The organism is Olsenella sp. SW781, assembly GCF_012027725.1.
GTDB lineage: Bacteria > Actinomycetota > Coriobacteriia > Coriobacteriales > Atopobiaceae > Thermophilibacter.
On record NZ_SJOU01000018.1, the window covers coordinates 20,476 to 43,955 of the forward strand.

At 67.0% G+C, this 23,480-nt stretch carries 22 protein-coding genes and 1 pseudogene; 14 read left to right on the forward strand and 9 right to left on the reverse strand.

Annotation, left to right across the window (positions count from 1 at the left end; all coding sequences use genetic code 11):
* Nucleotides 1-27: 27 nt before the first annotated feature.
* The gene (locus E0L17_RS09675) at nucleotides 28-2,715 is read left to right on the forward strand and encodes a valine--tRNA ligase (protein ID WP_167931028.1); all 2,688 of its coding nucleotides are present in this window, start codon (nucleotides 28-30) and stop codon (nucleotides 2,713-2,715) included.
* A gap of 118 nt (nucleotides 2,716-2,833) precedes the next feature.
* On the forward strand, nucleotides 2,834-3,616 hold the full coding sequence (locus tag E0L17_RS09680; protein ID WP_167931029.1) for a class I SAM-dependent methyltransferase: 783 nt from the start codon (nucleotides 2,834-2,836) through the stop codon (nucleotides 3,614-3,616).
* 132 nt (nucleotides 3,617-3,748) lie between these two features.
* Here the strand turns inward: E0L17_RS09680 and E0L17_RS09685 are convergent, their stop codons facing one another.
* On the reverse strand, nucleotides 3,749-4,606 hold the full coding sequence (locus tag E0L17_RS09685) for a LysR family transcriptional regulator (protein WP_167931030.1): 858 nt from the start codon (nucleotides 4,604-4,606) through the stop codon (nucleotides 3,749-3,751).
* Between the two features lie 117 nt (nucleotides 4,607-4,723).
* Here E0L17_RS09685 and E0L17_RS09690 point away from each other — a divergent pair, with 117 nt between their 5' ends.
* The 4 genes from E0L17_RS09690 (at nucleotide 4,724) to E0L17_RS09705 (ending at nucleotide 9,093) form a co-directional block, all read left to right on the forward strand.
* Nucleotides 4,724-5,581, forward strand: a complete 858-nt coding sequence (locus E0L17_RS09690; RefSeq protein WP_167931031.1) for an aldo/keto reductase — start codon at nucleotides 4,724-4,726, stop codon at nucleotides 5,579-5,581.
* Nucleotides 5,582-5,642: 61 nt separating this feature from the next.
* Nucleotides 5,643-6,521 carry an aldo/keto reductase gene (locus tag E0L17_RS09695; protein ID WP_167931032.1) on the forward strand — a complete coding sequence of 293 codons (879 nt, stop codon included), beginning with the start codon at nucleotides 5,643-5,645 and terminating at the stop codon, nucleotides 6,519-6,521.
* A 54-nt stretch (nucleotides 6,522-6,575) separates the two neighbouring features.
* A complete protein-coding gene (locus E0L17_RS09700) occupies nucleotides 6,576-7,733 on the forward strand; it encodes an iron-containing alcohol dehydrogenase (RefSeq protein WP_167931033.1) in 1,158 nt (385 codons plus the stop codon).
* A 205-nt stretch (nucleotides 7,734-7,938) separates the two neighbouring features.
* Nucleotides 7,939-9,093: an aldo/keto reductase gene (locus E0L17_RS09705; RefSeq protein ID WP_167931034.1), complete on the forward strand. Its 1,155-nt coding sequence runs from the start codon at nucleotides 7,939-7,941 to the stop codon at nucleotides 9,091-9,093.
* A 33-nt stretch (nucleotides 9,094-9,126) separates the two neighbouring features.
* Here the strand turns inward: E0L17_RS09705 and E0L17_RS11300 are convergent, their stop codons facing one another.
* Both E0L17_RS11300 and E0L17_RS11305 read right to left on the reverse strand, forming a co-directional pair.
* On the reverse strand, nucleotides 9,127-9,432 hold the full coding sequence (locus E0L17_RS11300; protein ID WP_167931035.1) for a LysR family transcriptional regulator substrate-binding protein: 306 nt from the start codon (nucleotides 9,430-9,432) through the stop codon (nucleotides 9,127-9,129).
* Nucleotides 9,426-9,557, reverse strand: coding sequence for a LysR family transcriptional regulator (locus tag E0L17_RS11305; RefSeq protein WP_167931036.1), 132 nt, complete (start codon nucleotides 9,555-9,557; stop codon nucleotides 9,426-9,428). Before E0L17_RS11305 ends, E0L17_RS11300 begins: the two co-directional genes overlap by 7 nt.
* Before the next feature lie 187 nt (nucleotides 9,558-9,744).
* Here E0L17_RS11305 and E0L17_RS09720 point away from each other — a divergent pair.
* Nucleotides 9,745-10,571: pseudogene (locus E0L17_RS09720) on the forward strand (aldo/keto reductase).
* 86 nt (nucleotides 10,572-10,657) lie between these two features.
* Here E0L17_RS09720 and E0L17_RS09725 read toward each other — a convergent pair.
* Entirely contained in the window at nucleotides 10,658-11,179 is a 522-nt protein-coding gene (locus E0L17_RS09725) for a nitroreductase family protein (protein ID WP_167931037.1), read from the reverse strand.
* A gap of 386 nt (nucleotides 11,180-11,565) precedes the next feature.
* On the opposite strand from E0L17_RS09725, the gene E0L17_RS09730 reads away from it, so the two are divergent.
* Nucleotides 11,566-12,519, forward strand: a complete 954-nt coding sequence (locus tag E0L17_RS09730) for a DMT family transporter (RefSeq protein ID WP_206109108.1) — start codon at nucleotides 11,566-11,568, stop codon at nucleotides 12,517-12,519.
* A gap of 81 nt (nucleotides 12,520-12,600) precedes the next feature.
* On the opposite strand, the gene E0L17_RS09735 is transcribed toward E0L17_RS09730, so the two are convergent.
* Complete coding sequence (locus tag E0L17_RS09735; protein ID WP_286163427.1) at nucleotides 12,601-12,927, reverse strand: DUF2798 domain-containing protein; 327 nt, start codon at nucleotides 12,925-12,927, stop codon at nucleotides 12,601-12,603.
* A gap of 32 nt (nucleotides 12,928-12,959) precedes the next feature.
* Between E0L17_RS09735 and E0L17_RS09740 the strand changes: the two genes are divergently transcribed.
* Entirely contained in the window at nucleotides 12,960-13,151 is a 192-nt protein-coding gene (locus E0L17_RS09740; protein ID WP_206109109.1) for a hypothetical protein, read from the forward strand.
* 86 nt (nucleotides 13,152-13,237) lie between these two features.
* Here E0L17_RS09740 and E0L17_RS09745 read toward each other — a convergent pair whose 3' ends face one another.
* Nucleotides 13,238-13,723 (reverse strand): nitroreductase family protein, encoded by a 486-nt coding sequence (locus E0L17_RS09745; protein ID WP_206109110.1) that lies wholly within the window; start codon nucleotides 13,721-13,723, stop codon nucleotides 13,238-13,240.
* A 75-nt stretch (nucleotides 13,724-13,798) separates the two neighbouring features.
* Here E0L17_RS09745 and E0L17_RS09750 point away from each other — a divergent pair, with 75 nt between their 5' ends.
* Nucleotides 13,799-14,662, forward strand: a complete 864-nt coding sequence (locus tag E0L17_RS09750; RefSeq protein ID WP_286163430.1) for a putative RNA methyltransferase — start codon at nucleotides 13,799-13,801, stop codon at nucleotides 14,660-14,662.
* Here E0L17_RS09750 and E0L17_RS09755 read toward each other — a convergent pair.
* Together E0L17_RS09755 and E0L17_RS09760 are read right to left on the reverse strand one after the other, a co-directional pair.
* Complete coding sequence (locus E0L17_RS09755; RefSeq protein ID WP_167931040.1) at nucleotides 14,659-15,162, reverse strand: DUF2798 domain-containing protein; 504 nt, start codon at nucleotides 15,160-15,162, stop codon at nucleotides 14,659-14,661. The two genes, E0L17_RS09750 and E0L17_RS09755, sit on opposite strands and share 4 nt — an antisense overlap.
* 307 nt (nucleotides 15,163-15,469) lie before the next feature.
* A complete protein-coding gene (locus E0L17_RS09760) occupies nucleotides 15,470-16,195 on the reverse strand; it encodes a tRNA threonylcarbamoyladenosine dehydratase (protein WP_167931041.1) in 726 nt (241 codons plus the stop codon).
* A gap of 193 nt (nucleotides 16,196-16,388) precedes the next feature.
* Between E0L17_RS09760 and iorA the strand changes: the two genes are divergently transcribed.
* The 3 genes from iorA to E0L17_RS09775 all read left to right on the forward strand — a co-directional run bounded on the left by iorA (nucleotide 16,389) and on the right by E0L17_RS09775 (nucleotide 20,253).
* Nucleotides 16,389-18,281, forward strand: a complete 1,893-nt coding sequence (iorA, locus tag E0L17_RS09765; protein WP_167931042.1) for an indolepyruvate ferredoxin oxidoreductase subunit alpha — start codon at nucleotides 16,389-16,391, stop codon at nucleotides 18,279-18,281.
* Nucleotides 18,278-18,949: an indolepyruvate oxidoreductase subunit beta gene (locus E0L17_RS09770; protein WP_167931043.1), complete on the forward strand. Its 672-nt coding sequence runs from the start codon at nucleotides 18,278-18,280 to the stop codon at nucleotides 18,947-18,949. Before iorA ends, E0L17_RS09770 begins: the two co-directional genes overlap by 4 nt.
* Nucleotides 18,950-19,017: 68 nt before the next feature.
* The gene (locus E0L17_RS09775) at nucleotides 19,018-20,253 is read left to right on the forward strand and encodes a phenylacetate--CoA ligase family protein (RefSeq protein ID WP_167931044.1); all 1,236 of its coding nucleotides are present in this window, start codon (nucleotides 19,018-19,020) and stop codon (nucleotides 20,251-20,253) included.
* Between the two features lie 165 nt (nucleotides 20,254-20,418).
* On the opposite strand, the gene E0L17_RS09780 is transcribed toward E0L17_RS09775, so the two are convergent.
* Nucleotides 20,419-21,492 carry an aldose epimerase family protein gene (locus tag E0L17_RS09780; protein WP_167931045.1) on the reverse strand — a complete coding sequence of 358 codons (1,074 nt, stop codon included), beginning with the start codon at nucleotides 21,490-21,492 and terminating at the stop codon, nucleotides 20,419-20,421.
* 311 nt (nucleotides 21,493-21,803) lie between these two features.
* Between E0L17_RS09780 and E0L17_RS09785 the strand changes: the two genes are divergently transcribed.
* Nucleotides 21,804-23,477 (forward strand): formate--tetrahydrofolate ligase, encoded by a 1,674-nt coding sequence (locus E0L17_RS09785; RefSeq protein ID WP_167931046.1) that lies wholly within the window; start codon nucleotides 21,804-21,806, stop codon nucleotides 23,475-23,477.
* Nucleotides 23,478-23,480: the final 3 nt, after the last annotated feature.

Sequence of the window (23,480 nt, forward strand, 5' to 3'; positions counted from 1 at the left end):
TGAACGCGACCGGGAGAGGAATGCCCCGTGGAAGAGATGCCCAAGAACTACGACCCCCAGACCGCCGAGCCCGAGCTCATCGAGCGCTGGATGAGCGCCGGCTGCTACCAGCGCTCCAAGGGAGTGGGGGACTGCACCGTCGTCATCCCGCCGCCCAACGTGACGGGCATCCTGCACATGGGCCACGCGATGGACGACTCCATCCAGGACACCTACGTGCGCTACAGCCGCATGCGCGGGCGCTCCACGCGCTGGATCCTGGGCACCGACCACGCGGGCATCGCCACGCAGACCAAGGTGGACAAGAAGCTCAAGAGCGAGGGCGTGAGCCGCCTGGAGATCGGGCGCGAGAAGTTCCTCGACGCCTGCTGGGACTGGACGCGCGAGTACGGCGGCACGATCGTCTCGCAGATCAAGCGCATGGGCTGCTCGATCGACTTCTCCGACGAGAAGTTCACGATGAGCCCCGAGTTCAGCCGCGCCGTGCGCAAGGTCTTCTGCGACTGGTACCACGACGGCCTCATCTACCGCGGCAAGCGCATCGTCAACTGGTGCCCGAGCTGCTGCACCGCCATCTCCGACGACGAGGCCGAGTACCAGGACGAGAAGGGCCACCTGTGGTACCTCCAGTACCCGCTCGTCGAGCCCGTCGACGGCATCGACCACATCACGGTTGCCACCACGCGCCCCGAGACCATGCTCGGCGACACGGGCGTGGCCGTCTCCCCGCAGGATCCCGAGAAGGCCAAGCTCGTGGGCAAGATGGTGCGCCTGCCCATCGTGGACCGCGAGATCCCGATCTTCTCCGACTGGCACGTGGACGCCGGCTTTGGCACGGGCTTCGTCAAGGTCACGCCCGCGCACGACCCCAACGACTACGCGATGGGCCAGGCCCACGACCTCGAGCAGATCAACATCTTCGACGAGCATGCCGTCGTCGTGGACGGCTACGGCGAGTTCTCCGGCATGAACCGCGACCAGTGCCGCGAGGCCGTGGTCGCGTGGTTCGAGGAGCATGGCCTGCTCGAGAAGGTCGAGGAGCTTGACCACTCCGTCATGCACTGCTACCGCTGCAACACCGCGCTCGAGCCCTGGCTCTCCGAGCAGTGGTTCGTTGCTGTGGACAAGCTCAAGGAGCGCGCCACGCAGGTCGTGCGCGACGGCGAGGTCAAGTTCCACCCCGAGCGCTGGACCCAGACCTATCTCACCTGGATGGACAACCTCAAGGACTGGTGCATCTCGCGCCAGCTCTGGTGGGGCCACCGCATCCCGGTCTTCTACTGCGAGGACTGCGGCTGGGAGGACGCCCTCATGGAGGACACGGACGTCTGCCCCAAGTGCGGCGGTCGCCACGTGCGCCAGGACGAGGACGTGCTCGACACGTGGTTCTCGAGCCAGCTGTGGACCTTCGCCACGCAGGGCTGGCCGGATGACACCTCCGAGCTCGCCGATCACCATCCCACCAAGGTCCTCGTGACCGCGCGCGACATCATCGCCCTCTGGGTGGCGCGCATGATCATGAGCTCGCTCTACTTCACCGGCGAGGTGCCTTTCCACGACGTCTACATCTATGCCACGATCCTGGCCAAGGACGGCAGCCGCATGTCCAAGTCCAAGGGCAACGGCGTCGACCCGATGGAACTTATGGAGAAGTACGGCGCGGACGCCATGCGCTACAACCTTCTCACGCTCATCACCAACAACCAGGACGTCAAGTTCGACGCCAACATCGACAAGAAGACGCACAAGCTCATCGACAGCCCGCGCACCGAGCAGGCTCGCGGCTTTGTGACCAAGATCTGGAACGCGAGCCGCTTCGTCCAGATGAACCTCGTGGGCTACGAGCCGGGCGCGCCCGCCGCCGTGACGCCGGAGGACGCGTGGATGCTGTCGCGCCTGGCGCGCGCCGTCGCGCACGCCACCGAGCAGCTGGAGACCTACGCCTTCGGCGACTACGCCCGCGAGATTCAGAGCTTCTTCTGGGGCGACGTCTGCGACTGGTACATCGAGCTCTGCAAGAGCCGCCTGCTCGACGGCGCGCCCGCCGAGCGCCTGCAGGTCCAGCGCAACCTCGTCTTCGTGCTCGACACGTGCATGAGGCTGCTGCACCCGGTCATGCCGTTCGTGACCGAGAGCGTGTGGGACGCCCTGCCCGCGAGCGGGCTTGACGATCACTCCGCCGAGTTCCTCATGGTGGCTGCCTGGCCGGGGCCCGAGCGCTTCGCCGAGTTCGTGAACGAGAAGGCCGAGAAGGACTTTGAGCTCGCCAAGCGTGTCATCTCCTGCGTGCGCTCCACGCGCGCCCGCTACCGCCTCTCGCCGCGTGCCGAGCTCGACGTCTGCGTGCGCTGCGGCGCCGAGGACGCGGCGGTTCTCGTCGGCCAGGAGGGCTTCGTGCGCTCCGTGGGCCACGTGGGCGCGTTTGTCGCCGCCGCTGACGCTCAGAAGCCGGAAGGCTGCGTCTCCGTGGCGGACGGCTCGCTCGAGATCTTCGTCCGCGTCGGTGACCTTGTGGATCTCGCCGCCGAGTCTGCGCGTCTCAAGAAGGAGCTCGCCAAGGCCGAGAAGGACCTTGCGGGCGTGGAGCGCACGCTTGCCAACGAGGGCTTCGTCGCCAAGGCAGCGCCGGCCGTCATCGAGAAGAAGCGCGCCCAGGCCGCCGAGCTCACCGCCACGATCGAGCAGCTCAAGGCCCAGATCGAGGACTTCGCGTAGGTCCTCGCGCGCCGGGAGCTCCGCCGTGCTTCTCGCAGGCTCACTTCGCTTCGCTCAGAAGTCGCCTGCCGAGAAGTGCGGCGGAGCCCGCGTCTCGGTCCGCGCGATTGGAGAAGAAATGGGTTCAACGGAGTGCGGGGCTGAGTCGTATACGGACGTGAACGCGCGCGTCGTGGACGCGTGGGTGGCTGATGGCTGGGAGTGGGGAAAGCCCATTTCGCACGAGCGCTACGAGGCGGCGCTGGGCGGTGACTGGTCGATGGTGCTCACGCCCACGCGCGAGGTCCCGCGCGACTGGTTCTTTGACGACATGCGCGGCAAGCGCGTGCTCGGGCTGGCTTCCGGTGGCGGCCAGCAGATGCCGATCTTCGCGGCGATGGGCTGCGCGTGCACCGTGCTCGACTACTCCGAGGCGCAGATCGCGTCCGAGGTTATGGTCGCCGAGCGCGAGGGCTACGAGATCCGTGCCGTGCGCGCGGACATGACGCGCCCGCTGCCCTTCGAGGACGACGCGTTCGACCTCATCTTCCACCCGGTCTCCAACTGCTACGTGGAGGAGGTGCTCCCCATCTGGCGCGAGTGCTTCCGCGTGCTGGCACCGGGAGGGCGTCTGCTCGCCGGGCTGGACAACGGCTTCAACTACGTCATGGACGACGGGGAGGAGCGCGTCGTGCGCGGCCTGCCGTTCAACCCGCTCCGCGATCCCTCGCTCATTCCCGAGAAGGACCTCCCGGAGTGGGGCATGCAGTTCTCGCATACTTTGGACGAGCAGATTCGCGGACAGATCCAGGCCGGCTTCCGGATCCTGGACCTCTACGAGGACACCAACGGCGAGGGACGCCTCCACGAGCTGGGCATCCCCACGTTCTGGGCCACCTGCGCCGAGAAGCCCACGGCCTGATGTGCAACAACTCGACTTTCTTAAGCGGCACTCTACCTGCAGAAACTTAAGAAATAGCAGGTAGATAACCTGTTTCTGGCGCTTAGATATTCGCGCTCGTTGTAGGCCGTGGCTCACGGCGCAGCGACCCTCTCAGCCCACGCGCCGCTGAGCGGCAATCCATTCGAAGAGCCGCAGCGCGAGGTCGGTCGCATCGGTGCGCACGACCGCATAGAACGTCGCACGCGCCTCAGCGTCCTCGAGCGGGACGACGGCGCGCCCGGGGATGGGGTCGTTCTCCAGGTACGGGGCGTCGGTCGTGAAGGTGCAGTGCGGCGTCGTGCGTGCGAGCTGCGAGAAGACCGTGCGGTCGCTCTGTTCGATGAGGGTCGCGTGCGGCAGGGCCCGCTCCACGAGCCCACGCCAGAAGCCGATGTCCGAGAAGATGAGGAAGGTGCCGCCATCGAGCTCGGCCAGACGCATCGAGCGCCGCGCTGCGAGCGGGTGGTTGGGCGGCAGCGTGACCGAGATGCGCTCCTGCATGAGCTCGCACGAGCGCAGCAAGGGGCTGGTGGGACGGCTGCAAACGATGCCCAGGTCGAACGTGCCGTCAAGCATGCCGCGAACGACCGCGTCCCCCTCGGTCATGCGGGAGGTGAGCGTCTCCTGGGGGAAGGCCTCGACCATGAGGCCGGTGAGGCGCCAGAGCGGGGCCGGCGCCACCGTTCCCACGCGCAGCGACCGGGCGCGCCGTGCGACGGCGTCCACTGCGTCGCGCATGAGGCGCTCGTCGCGCAGGATCTGCCGCGCCCAGTCCACGGCGGTGTGTCCCGCCTCCGTGAGGTCCACGTGGCGGTGTTCGCGCGAGAAGAGCGTCACGCCGAGCTCGGCCTCAAGGCGCTGGACGGACCGGCTGAGCGCCGGCTGCGAGAGGTGCAGCTGACGGGCAGCCGCCGTCATGGTCCCCGTTTGCTCGATGGCGTCGAGTTGTCTCATCTGTTCGAGCTCCATGGGCACCTTTCTTCTAAGTCATGCGTTTCATGCATGAAAGCTTCCAAATTCGGCATTTTACAACAGGTGATTATCGCATGAGACTATGCACAGGTTAACGATTGAGAGGAGCACCCCATGCATTCGCTCACGCTTGCCAACGGCCGTCAGATCCCGCAGTTGGGCTACGGCGTCTTCACTATGAGCTCGGAGGAGGTCGCGCGCTGCCTGCCCGAGGCGATCGCGGCCGGCTATACCCACATCGACACCGCCAACGCCTACTTCAACGAGGTGGCGGTAGGCCGGGCCGTGCGCGCGTCCGGTGCAGACCGCGAGAGCCTCTTCGTCACGACCAAGCTCTTCCCGCAGAGCTACCCCTACGCGCAGTGCGGCCCGGATATCGACGCCTCGCTCGAGCGCTTGGGCATGGACTACGTGGACCTCATGCTCTTCCACCAGCCTTACGGCGACTACGTGGAGGGTTGGCGTGCGATGGAGGAAGCCGTGGACTCCGGCAAGGTGCGCGCCATCGGCCTCTCCAATTTCCCGGTGCGCAAGGTCGAGCAGATCCTTGAAGTCGCGCGCATCAAGCCGGCTGTGATCCAGGTGGAGATTAACCCCTACTGGAACCAGCATACGTACAAGGCGGCGCTCACCGAGCGCGGACTTGCAGACGCGGTCTTCGAGGGATGGTACCCGCTCGGCCACGGTGACAAGGCGCTGCTCGCCGAGCCCGTCTTCCGGGAGTTGGCCGAGAAGTACGGCAAGACGCCGGCACAGGTGGTGCTGCGCTGGCATCTCCAGGAGGGCAACGTGGTCTTCCCGACCTCGCGCAACCCCGAGCACATGCGCGAGAACCTCGACGTCTTCGACTTCGAGCTCACTGCGGAGGAGATGGCGCGCGTGAACGCCCTGCCCCAGCACGCCTACTACACCGTGCCCGAAGAGCCGCCCGCCTTTGTGCTCGTGCACAACGACTACAGCAAGCAGGCGTAAAGATCATTTCGGCGACGCTAGCGGGGCCCAGTTGCGCCGTCTCGCAGAAGGAGGATCTCCCATGGAGTACAAGGTTCTGAACAACGGCGTGCAGATGCCCGTGCTCGGTTTCGGCGTGTTCCAGACACCGCCGGCCGATACCGAGCGTTGCGTGGCCGAGGCGCTGGCCGCAGGCTACCGCCTCATCGACACCGCGCAGGCCTATGGCAACGAGGAGGGCGTGGGCGCGGCGGTGGCCAAGTCCGAGGTTCCGCGCGATGAGGTTTTCATCACGTCCAAGATTTGGGTGTCCAACATGAGTTACGAGCGCGCCGTCGCCTCGATCGACGCGTCGCTCGCCGCGCTCGGCACCGACCACATCGACCTCATGTTGCTCCACCAGATGATGGGCGACTACACGGGCGCCTACCGTGCGATGGAGGAGGCCTACTACGCCGGCAAGCTACGGGCCATCGGCGTCTCCAACTGCTATCCAGAGCGTCTCGTCGACCTGGCGTTGCTCGCCGAGGTGCCGCCTGCGGTGAACCAGGTCGAGACGCACCCCTTCCGCCAACAGCGCGCCGCACACAAGAACATGGTCTCGCTCGGCGTGGCGCATGAGGCATGGGCGCCCTTCGCGGAGGCCAAAGGCGGGATCTTCAAGAACCCGACGCTTCTCGCCCTGGCCGAGAAGCACGGCAAGACCGTGGGCCAGGTTATTCTGCGCGCGCTCATCCAGTCCGACGTCATCGTGATTCCCAAGACCGTGCGACCCGAGCGCATGGCAGAGAACATTGACGTGTTCGACTTCGTGCTGGACGCCGAGGACATGGCGGCATTCGCCACGGTGGAGGACCCTGACTTCCCGCCGATCTTTGACCACTTTGACGTGAGCACGGTGAAGTGGATGCTCGGCGAGCTTGTGCGCAAGCAACAGCTTGGCGGCGCGCCGCTGTACTAGGGGCGGGACGCGAGGCAGAACGCAAGACGCAAGGTGAAGAAAGGGGAGACGCCCATGCAATCGTTCGCCTACGACTATCCTGTGAGGAACTACTTCGGCGAGGGCGCCGTGGATTGGGCGCTTGACGTCGAGCTCGACGTTATGGGAAAGACCGTCCTTCTCGCCTACGGCGGCGGCTCGGTCAAGCGGACCGGCGTGTACGACCACGTGGTCGAGAAGCTTCGTGCGGCCGGCAAGCGCATCGTGGACTTTGGCGGCATCATGTCCAATCCCACCTACGAGAAGTGCCAGGAGGGCGCCGCGCTCGCCCGCGCCGAGCAGGTTGACTTCATCCTGGCGGTGGGCGGCGGCTCGGTCTTTGACTGCTGCAAGGTGGTCTCCGCCCAGGCGTGCCTCGATGAGGACATCGAGAAGTACGAGCACGCAGACGGCCGTATGCCCACCGAGTTCATCCCCATGGCCTGCATCGTGACGCTTTCCGGCACCGGCGCCGAGCAGAACGACGGCGCCGTCATCACCAACGAGGAGACGCACGTGAAGGGTCCCTTCGCGGGTGCGCTGCCCCGTTGGGCAGCCCTCGACCCGGCGCTCACGCTCACCGTGCCGCACATGCAGTTCATGAGCGGAGCCTACGACACGCTCTCGCACTGCATGGAGAGCTACTTCGGCGCCCCGCGCGAGGCCAACGTCACCGACGACATCAACCTTGCCATCCAACGGAACGTCATCCGCAACATGCGTGCCGTGGACGCGGACGACCGGGACCTCGCGGCGCGCTCGGAGCTCGTCTACGACTCCGCGATGGCCGAGAACGGCGTGCTCAAGGTGGGCAAGGTCACGGACTTCCAGGCGCACATGATCCAGCACCAGTACGGTGCCTACACCCACACCAACCACGGTATGGGCCTCGCGGTGATCCACCCGGCGCTCTACCGCCACCTGGCGCCCGAGGCGCCCGCGCAGTTTGCCCGCTGGGCGCGCGAAGTCTGGAACGTGGCCGAGAAGGACGACCTTGCCGCGGCCATGGCGGGCATCGACGCGCTCGCCGCGTTCACAGCGGAGATGGGGCTGCCGACCACGTTTTCCGAGCTCGGCGGCGATGTCTCCGACGAGACGCTGCGCGCCGTGGCTGACACGTGCCTCCTCATGCCCGGCTGCGCCAAGCAGCTGAGCCGCGACGAGGTCTTCCAGATCCTGACCGAGTGCCGGTAGGACGGTCCTTCTCGTCCTGTCGCCTTGCAACAACCCTAATTGTCTAAGCACTTAAAACTAGGCATCTACCTGCGAGTCTTTACGTTTCCACAGGTAGATGGCTGCTTAGGAATTGGCGCCCGTCGTATGTTGCGGCGTCAACCTGACCCGTGATGTGCGGTTATCATCCTGCATGTGATGAGGGGGCGACATGCGAGGAGGAGCCATGAACTACCGCAAGCTGGGCAACACGGGGCTCGAGGTGAGCGAAATCGGCTTTGGCGGCGAGTGGATGGACCGCTCGCCCGAGGAGACGCTTGCGGTGGTGCGCGCCGCGGAGGAGGCGGGCATCAACATCCTCGACTGCTGGATGAACGACGCCACGCGCCGCTCCAACCTGGGTGACGCGCTCCGGGAGCTCGACAGCCGCGAGCGCTGGGTCATCCAGGGGCACCTGGGGTCGGTCACGGTTGACGGGCAGTACACGCGCACGCGCGACCTCGACCTGGTGAGGCCGGCCTTCGAGGACCTTCTCGCCCGCTTTCACACCGACTACGTCGACCTGGGCATGATCCACTACGTGGACAAGGTTGAGGAGTACGAGCGGATCGTTCTGGGCGACAGCCCCTTCATGCGCTACGTGCGCGAGCTGCGCGCGGCGGGCACCATCCGCCACATCGGTCTCTCCACGCACAACACCGAGGTCGCGCGACGCGTTGCCGAGAACCCCGAGATCGAGACGATGCTCTTCTCGGTGAACCCGGCCTTTGACATGATGCCCGCGACCGAGAACCTCGACGACCTCTTTGGCGACTACACGGGCGTGGGGGAGGGCGGCATCAACGCCGACCGCGCCGAGCTCTACGCGCGCGCCGAGGAGACGGGCACGGGCATCACCGTCATGAAGGGGTACGCCGGCGGCCGTCTGCTCGACGCGGCGACCTCGCCCTTCGGCGTGGCGCTCACGCCCGTGCAGTGCATCCACTACGCGCTCACGCGCCCGGCGGTAGCGAGCATCATGGTGGGCTTCTCCACGCCCGCGCACGTGGTCGAGGCCGTTGCCTACGAGACCGCCTCTGCCGAGGAGCGCGACTATGCGAGCGTGCTCGCCGGGGCGCCGCGCCACGCCTACCTGGGTCAGTGCACCTACTGCGGCCACTGCGCGCCGTGCCCCAAGGGCATCGACATCCCCACGGTCAACAAGTTCTACGACCTCGCCGCCCTGCACAACGAGGTACCCGATTCTGTGCGCGACCACTATCGCGCGCTCGATGCCCATGCGGGGGATTGCATCGCCTGCCACGCGTGCGAGGGCCGCTGTCCCTTTGGCGTGAAGGTTGCCGACAAGATGGCCGCGGCGGCGGGGCTCTTCGGGCTCTAGCGAGAGGCGCAACGAGTGCGCGCGGGGAGGGGCTCAGCGAGAGAGCCGTGGTAGCTCGCGCTCGACGACGTCGCGCCAGAAGCCGATGTTGGCGTATACAAGGAACGCCTCACCGTCTATGTCCCTGAACCGCAGCGCCCGCTTCGTTGCAAGGGGGTGCGTGCGCGGCAGGAGCGCCGAGAGGCTCTCGGTCATGATGGGCTGCGAGATAAAGCTGGGGAGCACGAGCGGGTTGAGCGTGATGGTGGCATCGAGCGTGTCCTCCATAAGTCCGCGGCGCAGATGCTGCTCATCAAGGGATTCCGAAGCGACGATGGTGCCGGGCGTTGTCTCTACCACGAGCTGCGTGACGCGCCAGAGCGGGGCTGGAGCGCAGGCTGGGACATATGGAGCTCGGCGGCGGCGCGGGATATGGATCCCGTTCGTGCGACGCAGGCTATGTGCTCGAGCTGCTCGATGGTCATGGGTGTCTCCCGTGTTCTGGTGTGTCCTTCTCAGTATGCACGTTATGCATGCTAACTGCTCGAATGCGTAGGGCGCGGCATTCGCTTTTCGCAGCATGATGGTGGGGTCAAAGGACGGTGCGATTAGGCGAGAAGGGAATCTACCATGGCAAACGTTCAGGCCGTGACGCTCAACAACGGTATCGAGATGCCGTGCGAGGGCTTCGGGGTGTTCCAGGTACCCAACCCTGCGGTATGCAAGCAGGCGGTGCTCGACGCCATCGACTGCGGCTATCGCCTCATCGACACGGCGGCGGCCTACATGAACGAGGAGGCGGTGGGCGCCGCCATTCGCGAGAGCGGCGTGCCTCGCGAGGAGCTCTTTGTCACCACCAAGCTCTGGGTGCGGGACGCGAGCACGCGGGTGCCAAGGCGGCACTCCAGACCTCGCTCGACAAGCTCGGTCTTGACTACCTGGACCTCTATCTCATCCACCAGCCGCTCGGTGACTACGTTGGGGCCTGGCGCGCCATGGAGGAGGCGTACCGCGCTGGCACCATCCGCGCCATAGGCGTGTGCAACTTCTATCCGGCGCGCTTGGCGGACTTCTGCGAGACCGTCGAGGTGACGCCTGCCGTGAACCAGGTGGAGCTGCACCCGTTCTTCTCACAGGAGGCGGCGCTTGCCACGATGCGCGAGTACGGCGTGGTGCCCGAGGCGTGGGGTCCCTTCGCAGAGGGCAACCACGGCATCTTCACGCACCCCGTCCTCACTGCGATCGGCGAGAAGTACGGCAAGACTGCGGCGCAGGTGGCGCTCAGGTGGAAGATCCAGCGCGGTGTGGTGGTTATCCCCAAGTCCGTGCACCGCGACCGCATGGAGCAGAACATCGACGTGTGGGACTTCGAGCTTACCGCAGATGACATGGCGCAGATTGCCGAGCTCACCCTTGACCACAGCGAGATTGTGAACCACGACGACCCGGCGTTTGTGAAGATGCTCCACGGCGTGAGCAGCGTGAGGACTCGTCTTTAGCGACGCGGGCGGACAGGGGACGCTTTGCTGGGAGCATCGATGCTGCCGGCAGAGCGCCCCTTTCCGGAACGTGTGAATCGTTTGAGCTACACGCGCACCACGTAGCCTTCCTTGCGCGGGGCGGCGGTGGGCTCGGGGCCGTCGGCGTAGCCGAGCGCGATGGCTCCCACGCCGCGCAGCGTCTCGGGAAGGCCCCACTCCTTGAGGAGCGCCTTGCCCTCCTCGCTGTCGAAGATCTCGCGCTCGCGATGGATCCAGCAGCTGGAGAGGCCCACGGCGTGCGCCGCGAGCATGAGGTTCTCGAGCACGCAGGAGCCGTCCTCCACGAAGGTGCCGCGTCCACCGTCGGCGAGCACCACCACGATGGCCGGCGCGCCGTAGTACGGGTCGGTTTCCTTGCCCATGACGGCGGCGTTGAGCGCGCGCAGGCGCTCGCGGGTCTCGGGGCTCGTCACGGCCACGATCACCGGCGACTGGTGCCCGCCGCCCGTGGGCGCGTAGGTGCCCGCCTCAAGCACGGTGTCGAGCAGCTCTTGGGGGACGGGGTCCGCCTTGTAGCTGCGCACGCTCCTGCGCGTCTTGATGAGGTCGATGAGATCGCTTGCCATACGCTGCCCTTTCTCTCGCCGGAAACCGCGATATAGAAAAACCGCCCATCTGCCCAAGGACAGGTGAGCGGCGAAAAGATGATGGCGGCATCCGGAAAAATCCGCTGGGATTTTCGAGTCCCATTATGGGCACTCCCCACGCCGTGTCAAGCGTCGACAAGAACTTCTCGCCCCTGCTTGACTTCCGCAACCAAGGCCCGTACAGTCAATTCGTCTAAAATCGTGTGGACTTTTCTGGGCGCAAGCCACCTTTTTGCCGCACAACGGAGCTCCGGTTGTGCGGCTTTTTGCGCCGTCAATCACGTGATGACGCGCCAGCCTCCCTCCGAGAGCCCGAGACGCACAGGGCCGAAGCCTCGCGTTGCGGGGCGAGAGGAGGAACGGCTATGGAAAACGTGATCGATCGGCCGATGCCGTCTGCGGGGATGGCGCCCTCGGGACGCCGCCGGGCGGTGGCGGCGCTCCAGGTGTTCGCGGGCGGCGCCTGCTATGGGGCGATGGCGACCACCTACAAGCTCGCCTACGCGGCGGGCTTCACCTCCGCGCAGGTGGTTGCAAGCCAGGCGTGGTTCGGCTTCCTGTTCTTCGGGCTCGCGGTGCTTCTCGGCCGTCTGCGCGGTGTGCGGTGGCAGCGTCTTTCCGGCAAGCAGGCGCTCAAACTCATGGGGCTCGGTGCCCTCACCTGCACGACCTCGATTCTGTACTGCTACGCCATGAGCGTGCTGCCCGCACCGGTGGCGCTCACGCTGCTCTTCCAGTTCACGTGGATGGGGCTCGTCTGGCAGACCATCATGACGCGCCGAGCTCCGCGCTTCGTGGAGGTCGCCTCGGCGGCGGTAATCGTGCTCGGCACCGTGTTCGCGAGCGGCGGCTACAGGACGGGGCTTGCGGGCTACGACCCGGTGGCCCTCCTCTGCGCGCTCGGCGCCGCCGTGACCTGCTCGCTCTTCGTGACGCTCTCCGGTAAGGTGAAGGCCCTCTGCTCCAACGAGCAGCGCGGCCTCGTCGTGTGCCTGGGGGCGGGCGTCATGTCGCTCACCGCATGCCCGGACTACCTGGTGTCGGGCGTCGTCTTCCAGGGCATCCTGCCCTTTGCCGCGGTCGCGGGCTTCTTCGGCCTCATGTGCCCCGTGCTGCTCTTTGGCCTGGGGTCGCCACACCTGCCCGCCGGCCTCTCAACCGTCATGGCCGCTGCGGAGCTTCCCGCGGGATTGTTCATCGCCATGGTCGTGCTCGGCGAGCCGCTCGGCGTCGTCGAGTGGCTGGGCGTGGTGGTGATTCTCGCGGGCGTGTGCCTCGCACAGGCTCCGAGCCTTCTCTCACGGCATACAATGCGGTGAGGCCATGCCGGAGGGTCCCGAGCGCGATGCCGTGGGGTTCCGTCGGTGGCCCGATCTGCCGGGAGAGCTGCGGGCGCCCGCTTACGCGCAGACTGGCTCCGCGAGCACCGTCCCCTCAGGGAACGCGCGGCGGAAGACCCAGCGGGAGAGCGGGCCCGCAACCAGCAGGTTCCACGGCAGCGCGGCGACGAAGTTCCACGGGATGCTCGCGATCCACGTGGGCAGGATCATGGCCGGGTCGCCCACGTGCGTGAACGCCTCGAGCGCGCCGTAGAGCGACATGAAGAGCACCATGGGGAAGACCATCATCGTGCTGATGGCCAGCGTGATGGCAAGGCGGCTGCTCTTGCCCGGCGTCACCAGGAAGCGGAAGGCAAACCACTTGGCAAAGCGGCTGGCTACGAACACGTCTAGGGGGGTGGAATATCCAGCGCGGCGTGGTGGTCATCCCCAAGTCCGTGCGCAAGGATCGCATGGAGCAAAACATCGACGTGTGGGATTTTGAGCTCACCGACGAGGATATGGCGAAGATCGGCGAGCTCACCCTCAGCCACAGCGAGATCGTCAACCACGACGACCCGGCGTTTGTGAAGATGCTTCACGGCGTGAGCAGCGTGAAGACTCGTCTATAGCGACGTAGGCGGACAAGGGGCGCTCTGCCGGGGGCATCGATGCTGCCGGCAGAGCGTCCCCTTCCGGAGCGTGCGAATTGTTTGCGCTACACGCGCACCACATAGCCGTCCTTGCGCGGAGCGGCGGCGGGCTCGGGGCCGTCGGCATAACCCAGCGCGATGGCGCCCACACCGCGCAGCGTCTCGGGTAGACTCCACTCGCGCAGAAGAGCCTTGCCCTCCTTGCTGTCGAAAATCTCGCGCTCGCGGTGGATCCAGCAGCTCGAGAGCCCCACGGCATGCGCTGCGAGCATGAGATTCTCGAGCACGCAGGAACCATCCTCTACGAAGGTGCCGCGCTCACCGTCGGCGAGCACCACCACGATCACCGGTGCGCCGTAATACGGGTCGGTGTCCTTGCCCATGACGGCGGCGTTGAGCGCGCGCAGGCGCTCGCGGGTCTCGGGGCTCGTCACCGCAACGATCACCGGAGACTGGTGCCCGCCGCCCGTGGGCGCGTAGGTGCCTGCGTCCAGCACGGTGTCGAGTGGCTCGGCGTGGCGGTGATCCTCGCGGGCGTGCGCCTTGCTCAAGTGCCGTCGCTTTTTGCGCGACATGCCCACAGCGATTAAACTAGTGCGCGGGTACGCTGCATGAAAGGGAGGGCAATGGGTGCCGAAACAACGAAACCCTTCGCGAATTGCGAGGATGTCCTAGCGTGTCCTGTCTGCGGGGAGCCGCTGAGCTTGTCCGGGACATCCTTGCGTTGCGTACGCAACCATTGCTTCGATTTGGGTCGCCAGGGGTACGTTAACCTGCTTGCGCATCATAAGGCGGCGGGACCGTATGATCGGGACTCGTTTCTCAGCCGACGCGCGGTCTTTTCAAGCGGGCTGTACGATGCGCTCGCTGCCGAGCTGTGCGACATCATGGTTTCACTCGACATCGAGGGCGTCGTTGTCGATGCGGGCTGCGGCGAGGGTTTCTTCTCGAGACGTTTGGCGGAGCGTTTCGTGCCGCCGATCCGGCTCTTCTCGTGTGATATCTCCAAAGATGCCGTTCGCCTCGCCGCAGGTGCGGACCGCGAGGGCTCCGTTGCATGGCTCGTGGCAGACTTAGCCGCGATTCCCCTGCGCGTCCACTGTGCGAGCTGCGTCCTCAACATCTTCTCGCCGGCAAACTATGGGGAATTCCAGCGCGCGCTCAAGCCCGGCGGCTTTCTCATCAAGGTGGTGCCGACCCCAAACCATTTTCGTGAGATTCGTGAGCGGGTCAGCGACAAGGCGCCTGAGCGAGGAGATTACTCAAACGAGCGGGTGATCCGGCACCTCTCCGATATTTGCGGGATACGGGAGAGGCGCGTGGTAACCTCCACGATCCGCATGACGCAAGAGCAGCTCGCCGCAGCGGTTGAGATGTCACCGATCATGTTTGGGATCGACGGCTCGACTCTCGACTGGACGTCAGTCGATACGCTCACCATGGATGCGGAGATCCTGGTGGGGACGTTTGATCAAGCCGCCCGCCTCTAGGCGGATGCAGGCTCGGCGAGCACCGTGCCTTCGGGGAAGGCGCGGCGAAAGACCCAGCGCGAGACGGGACCCGCGACAAGCAGGTTCCACGGCAGCGCGGCGATGAAATTCCACGGGATGTTGGCGATCCACGTGGCCAGGATCATCGCAGGGTCGCCCACGTGGGTAAATGCCTCGATGGCACCGTAGAGCGACATGAAGAGCACCATGGGAAAGACCATCATGGTGCTGATGGCGAGTGTGATGGCAAGGCGGCTGCTCTTACCGGGCGTCACCAAAAAGCGGAAGGCAAGCCACTTGGCAAAGCGGCTCGCCACAAACACGTCCAGGAGCATGGCGACGATGTAGGCAGGCGGGAAGCCAAGCCATGCGTCGGCCAGCGTTCCGGAGCCGAAGCTCCAGCCATGCACGCGAGCGACGTTGTAGACGGACATCCAGAGCACCATGCAGAAGCACATGATGATCGTAAAGATGAGGCTCTCGCGTTTGTTGGTGGGCATGGGGGCAGACCTTTCTCGACGGGACCCGCAGGGCGGGCGAATGCGAGGAGCCAGCCTACCAAGTTTTTCTTGGTGGCATAAGCGTTTAGTTTGTGGAGGCCGGGCGTGTGGTCGGGCCATCCTCGGGCACACGGTCCTTCTCGCCCATGTTGCGCCCCAGCCCCAGGCGGATCGAAATAACGCGCATGATCCGACTTTTTCGAAGAGCCACCCTGCGGAGATATGAAACGAAAACTGATTATGCGCGTTAATCGTTCGGCGCCTGGAACCCAGCGCCCCGCGTGCGGCGAGAAGAACCGGCGGGGCCCTACGCCCACCCCAAGAGGTCGCGGATCACGCGGCTGGCGAGCATCTGACCCATGATGGGGGGCAGGTAGCTCATCGTGCCCAGGAGCGACCCCTCGCTCATCCACTGCTCGTCTGAGATGCGCTCCATGCGGACCGGCTTCTCGTCCGAGAAGAGCACGCGCAGGCCGTGGATGCCGCGGCGGCGGCACTCCTTGCGCATGATGCGCGCGAGCGGGCAGTTGACGGTGTCCTCGATGCGGGCGAAGCGCAGGCGGCACGGGTCGAGCTTGTTGGCGCCGCCCATCGCGGAGAGCTCGGGGACGCCGCGCTCCTGGCACCAGGCGGCGAGACGCAGCTTCTGGGCCACGGTGTCGATGGCGTCGACGACGTAGTCGAGGGGGCCGAGCTCGTCCATCTGCTGGGGGAGCGCGTCCTTGTCCAGGAACGCCGTCACGGCGGTGACGTCGGCCGTGGGGTTGATGTCGAGCGCCATGGCGCGCATGACCTCGGCCTTGGGGCGTCCGATGGTGCTCGTGAAGGCGAGGGCCTGGCGGTTGATGTTGCTCGGAGCCACCACGTCGCGGTCCAAGAGCGCGAGGTGGCCCACGCCGCCGCGGGCGAGCGCCTCCGCGCAGCTCGAGCCCACGCCGCCGAGGCCGATCACGGCGACACGCGCCGCCGCGAGCCGCGCGAGCCCCTCGTCGCCGACGACGAGCCTCAGCCTGTCCGTTGCCTTCTCCGCCACTCAACCTCCCGAAAAGGGGACGCGTTTTTTCTCTCAGAGATTTTGGGACAGGTCTGATTCTGCCGCAATAGGCCTGTCCCAAAATCTCTGAGAGAAAAAACGCGTCCCCTTTTGCGTTACCGGTCTGCGACGCCTTTCGCGCGGGGTACTCCACTCTGATAAAGTGCGGCCAGTGAGATCCGAGGGGGTTCGCATGCACAGAGAGTTCCTGATGGGCAACGAGGCCATGGCCGCAGGCGCGCTCGCTGCGGGCGTGAACGTGGTGGCCGGCTATCCGGGCACGCCGTCGACCGAGGTCCTGGAGACCGTGGCGCGCCGCCGTGGCGAGGGCGTCTACGTGGAGTGGTCGGTCAACGAGAAGGCCGCGCTCGAGGTCGCCGCCGGCGCCGCCTACGCAGGGGCACGCGCGCTCGTCACGATGAAGCAGGTGGGCCTCAACGTCGCCTCCGACCCGCTCATGAGCCTGTCCTACATCGGCGTCAAGGGCGGCATGGTCGTGCTCGTGGCGGACGACCCAGGCCCCATCTCGTCCCAGACCGAGCAGGACACGCGCACCTTCGCCGCCTACGCAAAGCTGCCGATCCTCGACCCGTCGAGCCCGTCCGAGGCCTATGAGATGATGGGGGAGGCCTTCGTGCTCTCCGAGGAGCTCGGCTGCCCCGTGATCGTCCGCCCGACCACGCGCGTGGACCACGGCTACGAGGACGTGGAGGTGGCCGATCCCGAGGAGTGGTCGCGCAACGAGCCCGAGGGCTTCGTCCGCGACCCGTCCCGCTGGGTCATCTTCCCCGCGCTCTCCGTGCGCGCCCATGCCTCCATCGAGAGGCGCGACGCCCTTCTCGCCAAGCGGCTCTCCGGCTACGCGAGAAACACGATGACGCAGACGGCGGGACCTGCCGCCCGCCCGCGCCTCGGCGTTGCCACCCAGGGCATCAGCGCGACCTACGTTGCGGAGAACCTTGGCGAGAAGGACGACGTGCGCGTGCTCCGTGTGGCGACCCCGTACCCGTTCCCGGAGGACCTGGCCGCCGACTTCCTCGACGGCCTGGACGAGGTCCTCTGCGTCGAGGAGCTCGACCCCGTGATCGAGCGCGCCCTGGTGGCGGCCTGCGGCCGCCGCGGCCTTAGCGTCAAGATCCGCGGTAAGCTCACCGGCGACATCCAGCCGTCAGGAGAGAACACCGTCGAGTCCGTAGGACGCGCCATCGACGCATTTCTCGGTAAGGGAGAGGCCAACGAGATCGAGGCGCCGGGCATTTCCCCGCGCGCAGTTTCGCAGGCCGAAGGCCGAGAATGTTTGAGCACGGAGAAATGCCCGGCGCCCCCCACGCTCCCGATTCGCCCGCCCGTCCTCTGCGCCGGCTGCCCGCACCGCGCGAGCTTCTACGCCGTTAAGAAGGCGATGCGCGGGCGCAAGACGCTCTTCTGCGGCGACATCGGCTGCTACACGCTCGGCAACGCCAAGCCGCTCGACATGGTGGACACGTGCCTGTGCATGGGCGCGGGCATCAACATCGCGCAGGGCGTGACGCACGTGGAGCCAGACACCGCGGCCTTTGCGTTCGTGGGCGACTCCACGTTCTTCGCCTCGGGCATCACCGGCGTGGTGAACGCCTTCTACAACCAGGCAAACATGACGCTCGTCGTGCTCGACAACTCCACCACGGCCATGACGGGCCACCAGCCGCACCCGGGCACGGGCCGCACGATGATGGGCCAGGTCGTGGAGAAGGTCTCGATCGAGCGCGTTCTTCTCGCCATCGGGCTCGCGGTGGTGGAGACCGTGGACCCGCTCGACCACGAGGCAGCCGTCGAGACCGTGCGCCGCGTCGCGGACGAGCCGGGTGTCAAGGCCATCATCTTCCGGAGCCCGTGCGTGGTTCTCGCCAGGCCGCGGGCCACGAGCGCGGTGGACGTCGAGAAGTGCGTCGGCTGCCAGCGCTGCGTGCGCGAGCTGGGGTGCCCCGCCCTTGTGCCGGACGCTACGACGGGCAAGGTCCGCATCGACGCGACGCAGTGCACGGGCTGCACCCTCTGCGAGCAGATCTGCCCCACGCACGCCATCTCGGGAGGTGAGCGCCTGTGAGCGCCAACGTCATCCTCGCCGGCGTGGGCGGCCAGGGCGCCGTCCTCGCATCGAAGCTCCTCGCCCGCGCCGCAATGGGGCGCGGTCTTCCCGTCAAGACGGCCGAGACCATCGGCATGGCGCAGCGCGGCGGCTCCGTGTTCAGCCACGTGCGGGTGGGGGAGGGCACGCACTCTCCGCTCATCGGGCGTGGCCGGGCGGACGCGATCGTTGCCTTCGAGCCTGCGGAGGCCGTGCGCCAGCTGCCGTTTCTCCGTCCGGGCGGCATGGTCGTCACGAGCGACGCGCCCGTCGTCCCCGTCTCGGCCGCCACGGGCGGCCCGGCGTACGACCTGCCCGCCATCATGTCCTACCTGCAAGAGTGCGTGGGCGAGAAGAACCTCGTCGTCGTGGATGCCGCCGCCGCGGAGGCCGAGCTCGGAACGGCCAGGGCGCTGAACGTCGTCCTTCTCGGCGCCGCGGCCCGGGCCGGCGCCCTCGGCCCCGTCACCGTTGACGACCTTGCGGACGCCGTCCGCGCCACCGTGAGCCCCCGCTTCCTCGACCTCGACCTTGCCGCCCTGTCAATTGGGGACGTGTTTTTTCGCGCAGACAAAATGGGACAGGCTTGCCCGCGCGCGTACGGCACGTCATCCCGAGCCATCTGGCCCATTGGCCCCCTTCAATAACCTGTCCCATTTTGTCAGCACGAAAAAACACGTCCCCAATTGACGCCCAATTGACGGAGGAGCCAAGCATGAAGATCAGCGAGTCCCAGCTCAAGCTCGTGAACGACCAGGTCCAGCGTCTCGTGGCGTCGGGCAACTACTTTGGCCGGCGCCTCGAGGAGGCGGGCGTCACCGAGGTCACTTGCGAGGAGGACTTCCTCGCGCTGCCCTTCTCCGAGAAGGAGGACCTGCGCAACTGCTACCCGCTCGGCGTCTCTGCCGTGGACGAGCGCGAGATCGTGCGCATCCACTCGAGCTCGGGCACCACGGGCACGCCGGTCATCATCCCCTATACCGCCAAGGACGTCGACGACTGGGCGGAGCAGTTCCGCCGCTGCTACGAGCTCGCCGGCATCACGGCGGACGACCGCATCCAGATCACGCCCGGCTACGGTCTCTGGACCGCGGGCATCGGATTCCAGGCGGGTGCCGAGAAGCTCGGCGCCATGGTCGTTCCCATGGGCCCCGGCAACACCGAGAAGCAGCTGCAGTTCATGGTGGACCTCCAGACAACGGTCATCGGCGCCACGTCCAGCTACGCGCTGCTCCTCGCCGAGGAGGTCGAGAAGCGCGGCCTGCGCGACAGGATAGCCCTCACCAAGGGCGTCATTGGCTCCGAGCGCTGGGGCGAGAAGATGCGCGAGCGCGTGAAGGCGGGCCTCGGCATCTCCATCTACGACATCTACGGCCTCACCGAGGTGTACGGCCCCGGCATCGGCATCTCCTGCGACGCCGAGGACGGCATGCACTACTGGGACGACTACCTCTACATCGAGATCGTCGACCCCGCGACGGGCGAACCGCTTCCGGACGGGGAGTGGGGCGAGATCGTCATCACCACGCTCGTCAAGGAGGGCGCGCCGCTCATCCGCTTCCGCACGCACGACCTCAGCCGCATCATCCCCGGCACCTGCTCCTGCGGCTGCCCCTTCCCGCGCATCGACGCGCTTCAGGGCCGCTCCGACGACATGGTCAAGATCCACGGCGTCAACGTCTTCCCGCGCCAGATCGAGGAGGTGCTTCAGGGATACCCGCAGCTCTCGAGCGAGTACCAGATTCGCCTGTCGCACCTCGAGGGGCGCGACACCATGCGCATCTACGTCGAGACGGACGGCACGCAGGACTTCCTCGAGCTCGCGGACGAGGTCGCGCACGAGGTCAAGCGTCGCATCGGCTTCACGCCGCTCGTGAAGGTGGTCGAGCTCGGGGTGCTGCCCAGGAGCGAGAAGAAGACCCGTCGCGTCTTCGACGAGCGCTACGACTAGGCGGCGGGCGCACGCGCCGCGGCTGACATCAAATCTGGTCGCGGGTTTCTGGCAGTTTTCGGGCCCCCAGGGGACCCCGAAATGCCAGAAACCCGCGACCAGATTTGATGCAACGCCCTGCCTGATCCGACAAACGACCCCGCCGCCCCTGTCGGGTCGCCCCTGCTAGGTCGTCGAGAGGCGGTAGACGATTGTGGACTCCCAGGGGCTCCCGGGATCGCAGACGGGCTGCGGCCACTCGGGGTGGTGGATCGCGTCGGGGTAGAACTCGGGCTCGAAGGCGAACCCCGACCGCGGGGCGTAGTCGAAGCCGCCTTTGGCCCCCTTGTCGCCCAGCCAGTTGCCGGTGTAGAGGTGCGCGGCCGGCGTGGTGAGAAGGACCTCGAGCCGCCGCCCGCTCGCGGGGTCGTGGGCGAGAAGGGCGCGGCGGGGAAGGCCTCCCGGGACGTAGCCTCGCACGCAGAGGCAGTGGTCGTAGCCCCGGCCGCGCCGGAGCTGCTCGTCGTCCGCGTCGATGTCGGCGCCGAGCGCCTTGGGCCGGCGGAAGTCGAACGGCGTTCCCGCCACGTCCGCGACCTCGCCGGTGGGCACCGAGTCCTCGCGGACCGGGAGGAAGCGCTCGGCGTCCACCTGGACCACCTGGTCGAGGACGTCCCCCGACCCGTTCCCCGCGAGGTTGAAGTAGGAGTGGTTGGTGATGTTCACGTACGTGGGGGCATCGGTCTCGCACCGGTACGTCACGCGCAGCTCGACGGCCCCGTCCTTCTCGCCCAGCGCGTAGGTCGCGTGGAAGGTGCGGCCGCCCGGCAGGCCGAGCTCTCCGTCGGCGAGGCGACAGGTCAGGCGGACGGCGTTCGCCGCCTCGTCGGCCTCCGCGTCCCAGAGCCGCTTGTGGAGGCCGTGCTCCGAGCTCGTGTGGTTGTTGTTCCGCCCGTCGGGCCCGTCGTTTCCGGGGAGGCGGTAGGTGACGCCCGACAGCGGGACCTCGGCGCGGTCGGTGCGGTTTGCGACGGGGCCCACGGTCCCGCCGAAGAACGCCGGGTTCTCACCGGCATAGCCCTCGACCGAGTCGAAGCCGAGAAGGACGTCCGCCAGGGCGCCGTCACGGTCCGGCAGCTCGAGGGCCAGCAACGTGGCGCCGAAGTCGGACACGGACGCGCGCACGCGCCCTGCCTCGAGGACGAAGCGCGTCGCCTCGGCGCCGTCAGGCGTGGTCCCAAAGGGGCGTCTCTCGATCATGGTGCACCTCCGCTTCTGGTCGTGGCCCCAGTGTAGCGCGCCGCGGCCAGTCGGCGGGCCACCGTCCGGCGGGCGACGGCACGGGCCCAGTGACGGGTTCTGGACGGACGGGGCGCGTTTGGGACGCTCGTCCGTCCAGAACCCGTCACTCTCCCGCGGGGCGCGGACGGACGCGGGACGCGCGCCCGCCGCGCGGCGCTGGCGGGCGCACGGGTCAGATGGACGCGAGACGCAGACGGGACCGGACGCGGCGCGGCCCGCCCGCTGCGCTATAGTAGGTGTTCCTATGGCTCGTACGGAGGGGAGCGGATATGGCGGACTACAAGTCGGACATCGAGATCGCGCAGGAGGCGGAGATGCTGCCCATCACGGAGGTCGCCGCGCGCGCGGGCCTCACGGAGGACATGCTCGAGCCCTACGGGCGCACCAAGGCCAAGGTCGACATCCACTCGCTGGCGGACCGCCCCTCCAAGGGCAAGCTCGTCCTCGTGACGGCCATCAACCCCACGCCCGCGGGCGAGGGCAAGACCACCACGTCCGTCGGCCTCGCCGACGCGATGAACCGCCTAGGCCACCAGACGATGCTCTGCCTGCGCGAGCCCTCGCTCGGCCCGGTCTTCGGCATCAAGGGCGGCGCCGCGGGCGGCGGCTACGCGCAGGTCGTCCCCATGGAGGACATCAACCTCCACTTCACGGGCGACTTCCACGCCATCGGCGCGGCCAACAACCTCTGCGCTGCCATGCTCGACAACCACATCAAGCAGGGCAACGCCCTCGGCATCGACCCGCGCCGGATCGTGTGGAAGCGCTGCGTGGACATGAACGACCGCCAGCTCCGCAACGTCGTGGACGGCCTCGGCGGCGTGGCGGACGGCATGCCGCGCCAGGACGGCTTCGACATCACGGTGGCCTCCGAGGTCATGGCGGTCTTCTGCCTCGCGACGGACCTCGCCGATCTCAAGGCGCGCCTCGGGCGCATGGTGATCGCCTACACCTACGACCGCAAGCCCGTCACCGTCTCCGACATCCACGCCGAGGGCGCCATGACGGCCCTGCTCAAGGACGCCATCAAGCCCAACCTCGTGCAGACGCTCGAGGGCAACCCCGCCTTCGTGCACGGCGGCCCCTTCGCCAACATCGCCCACGGCTGCAACTCCGTCGAGGCCACGACGACGGCCCTCAAGCTCGCCGACTACGTGGTCACCGAGGCCGGCTTCGGCGCCGACCTCGGCGCCGAGAAGTTCCTCGACATCAAGTGCCGCGCCACGGGGCTCGCGCCCTCCGCGGTGGTGCTCGTGGCCACCGTGCGGGCGCTCAAGTACAACGGGGGCGTCCCCAAGGCCGACCTCACCACGGAGAACCTCGAGGCGCTCGAGGCCGGCCTGCCCAACCTGCTGCGGCACGTCTCCAACATCAAGGACGTCTGGGGCCTGCCCGTCGTCGTGGCCATCAACGCCTTCCCCACGGACACCGAGGCGGAGCTCGCCCTCGTCGAGCGCCGCTGCAACGAGCTCGGCGTCAACGTCGCGCTCTCCGAGGTCTGGGCCAAGGGCGGCGAGGGCGGCGTGGCGCTCGCCAACGAGGTCGTCCGCCTCTGCGACGAGCCGTCCGACTTCCGCTACGCCTACGAGCTGGAGGGCGGCATCGCCGAGAAGGTCGAGGCCATCGCGACCAAGGTCTACCACGCCGACGGCGTCGACTTCACCGGACCGGCCAGGCGCCAGCTCGCCCAGCTCGAGGAGCTCGGCTACGGCGGCCTGCCCATCTGCATGGCCAAGACCCAGTACTCCTTCACTGACGACCAGACCAAGCTCGGCGCGCCCGAGGGGTTCCGCATCACGGTGCGCAACCTCCGCGTGTCCGCCGGCGCGGGCTTCATCGTGGCGCTCACGGGCGACATCATGACCATGCCCGGCCTGCCCAAGGTCCCGGCCGCCGAGAAGATCGACGTCACGCCCGACGGCAAGATCGTCGGCCTGTTCTGACGG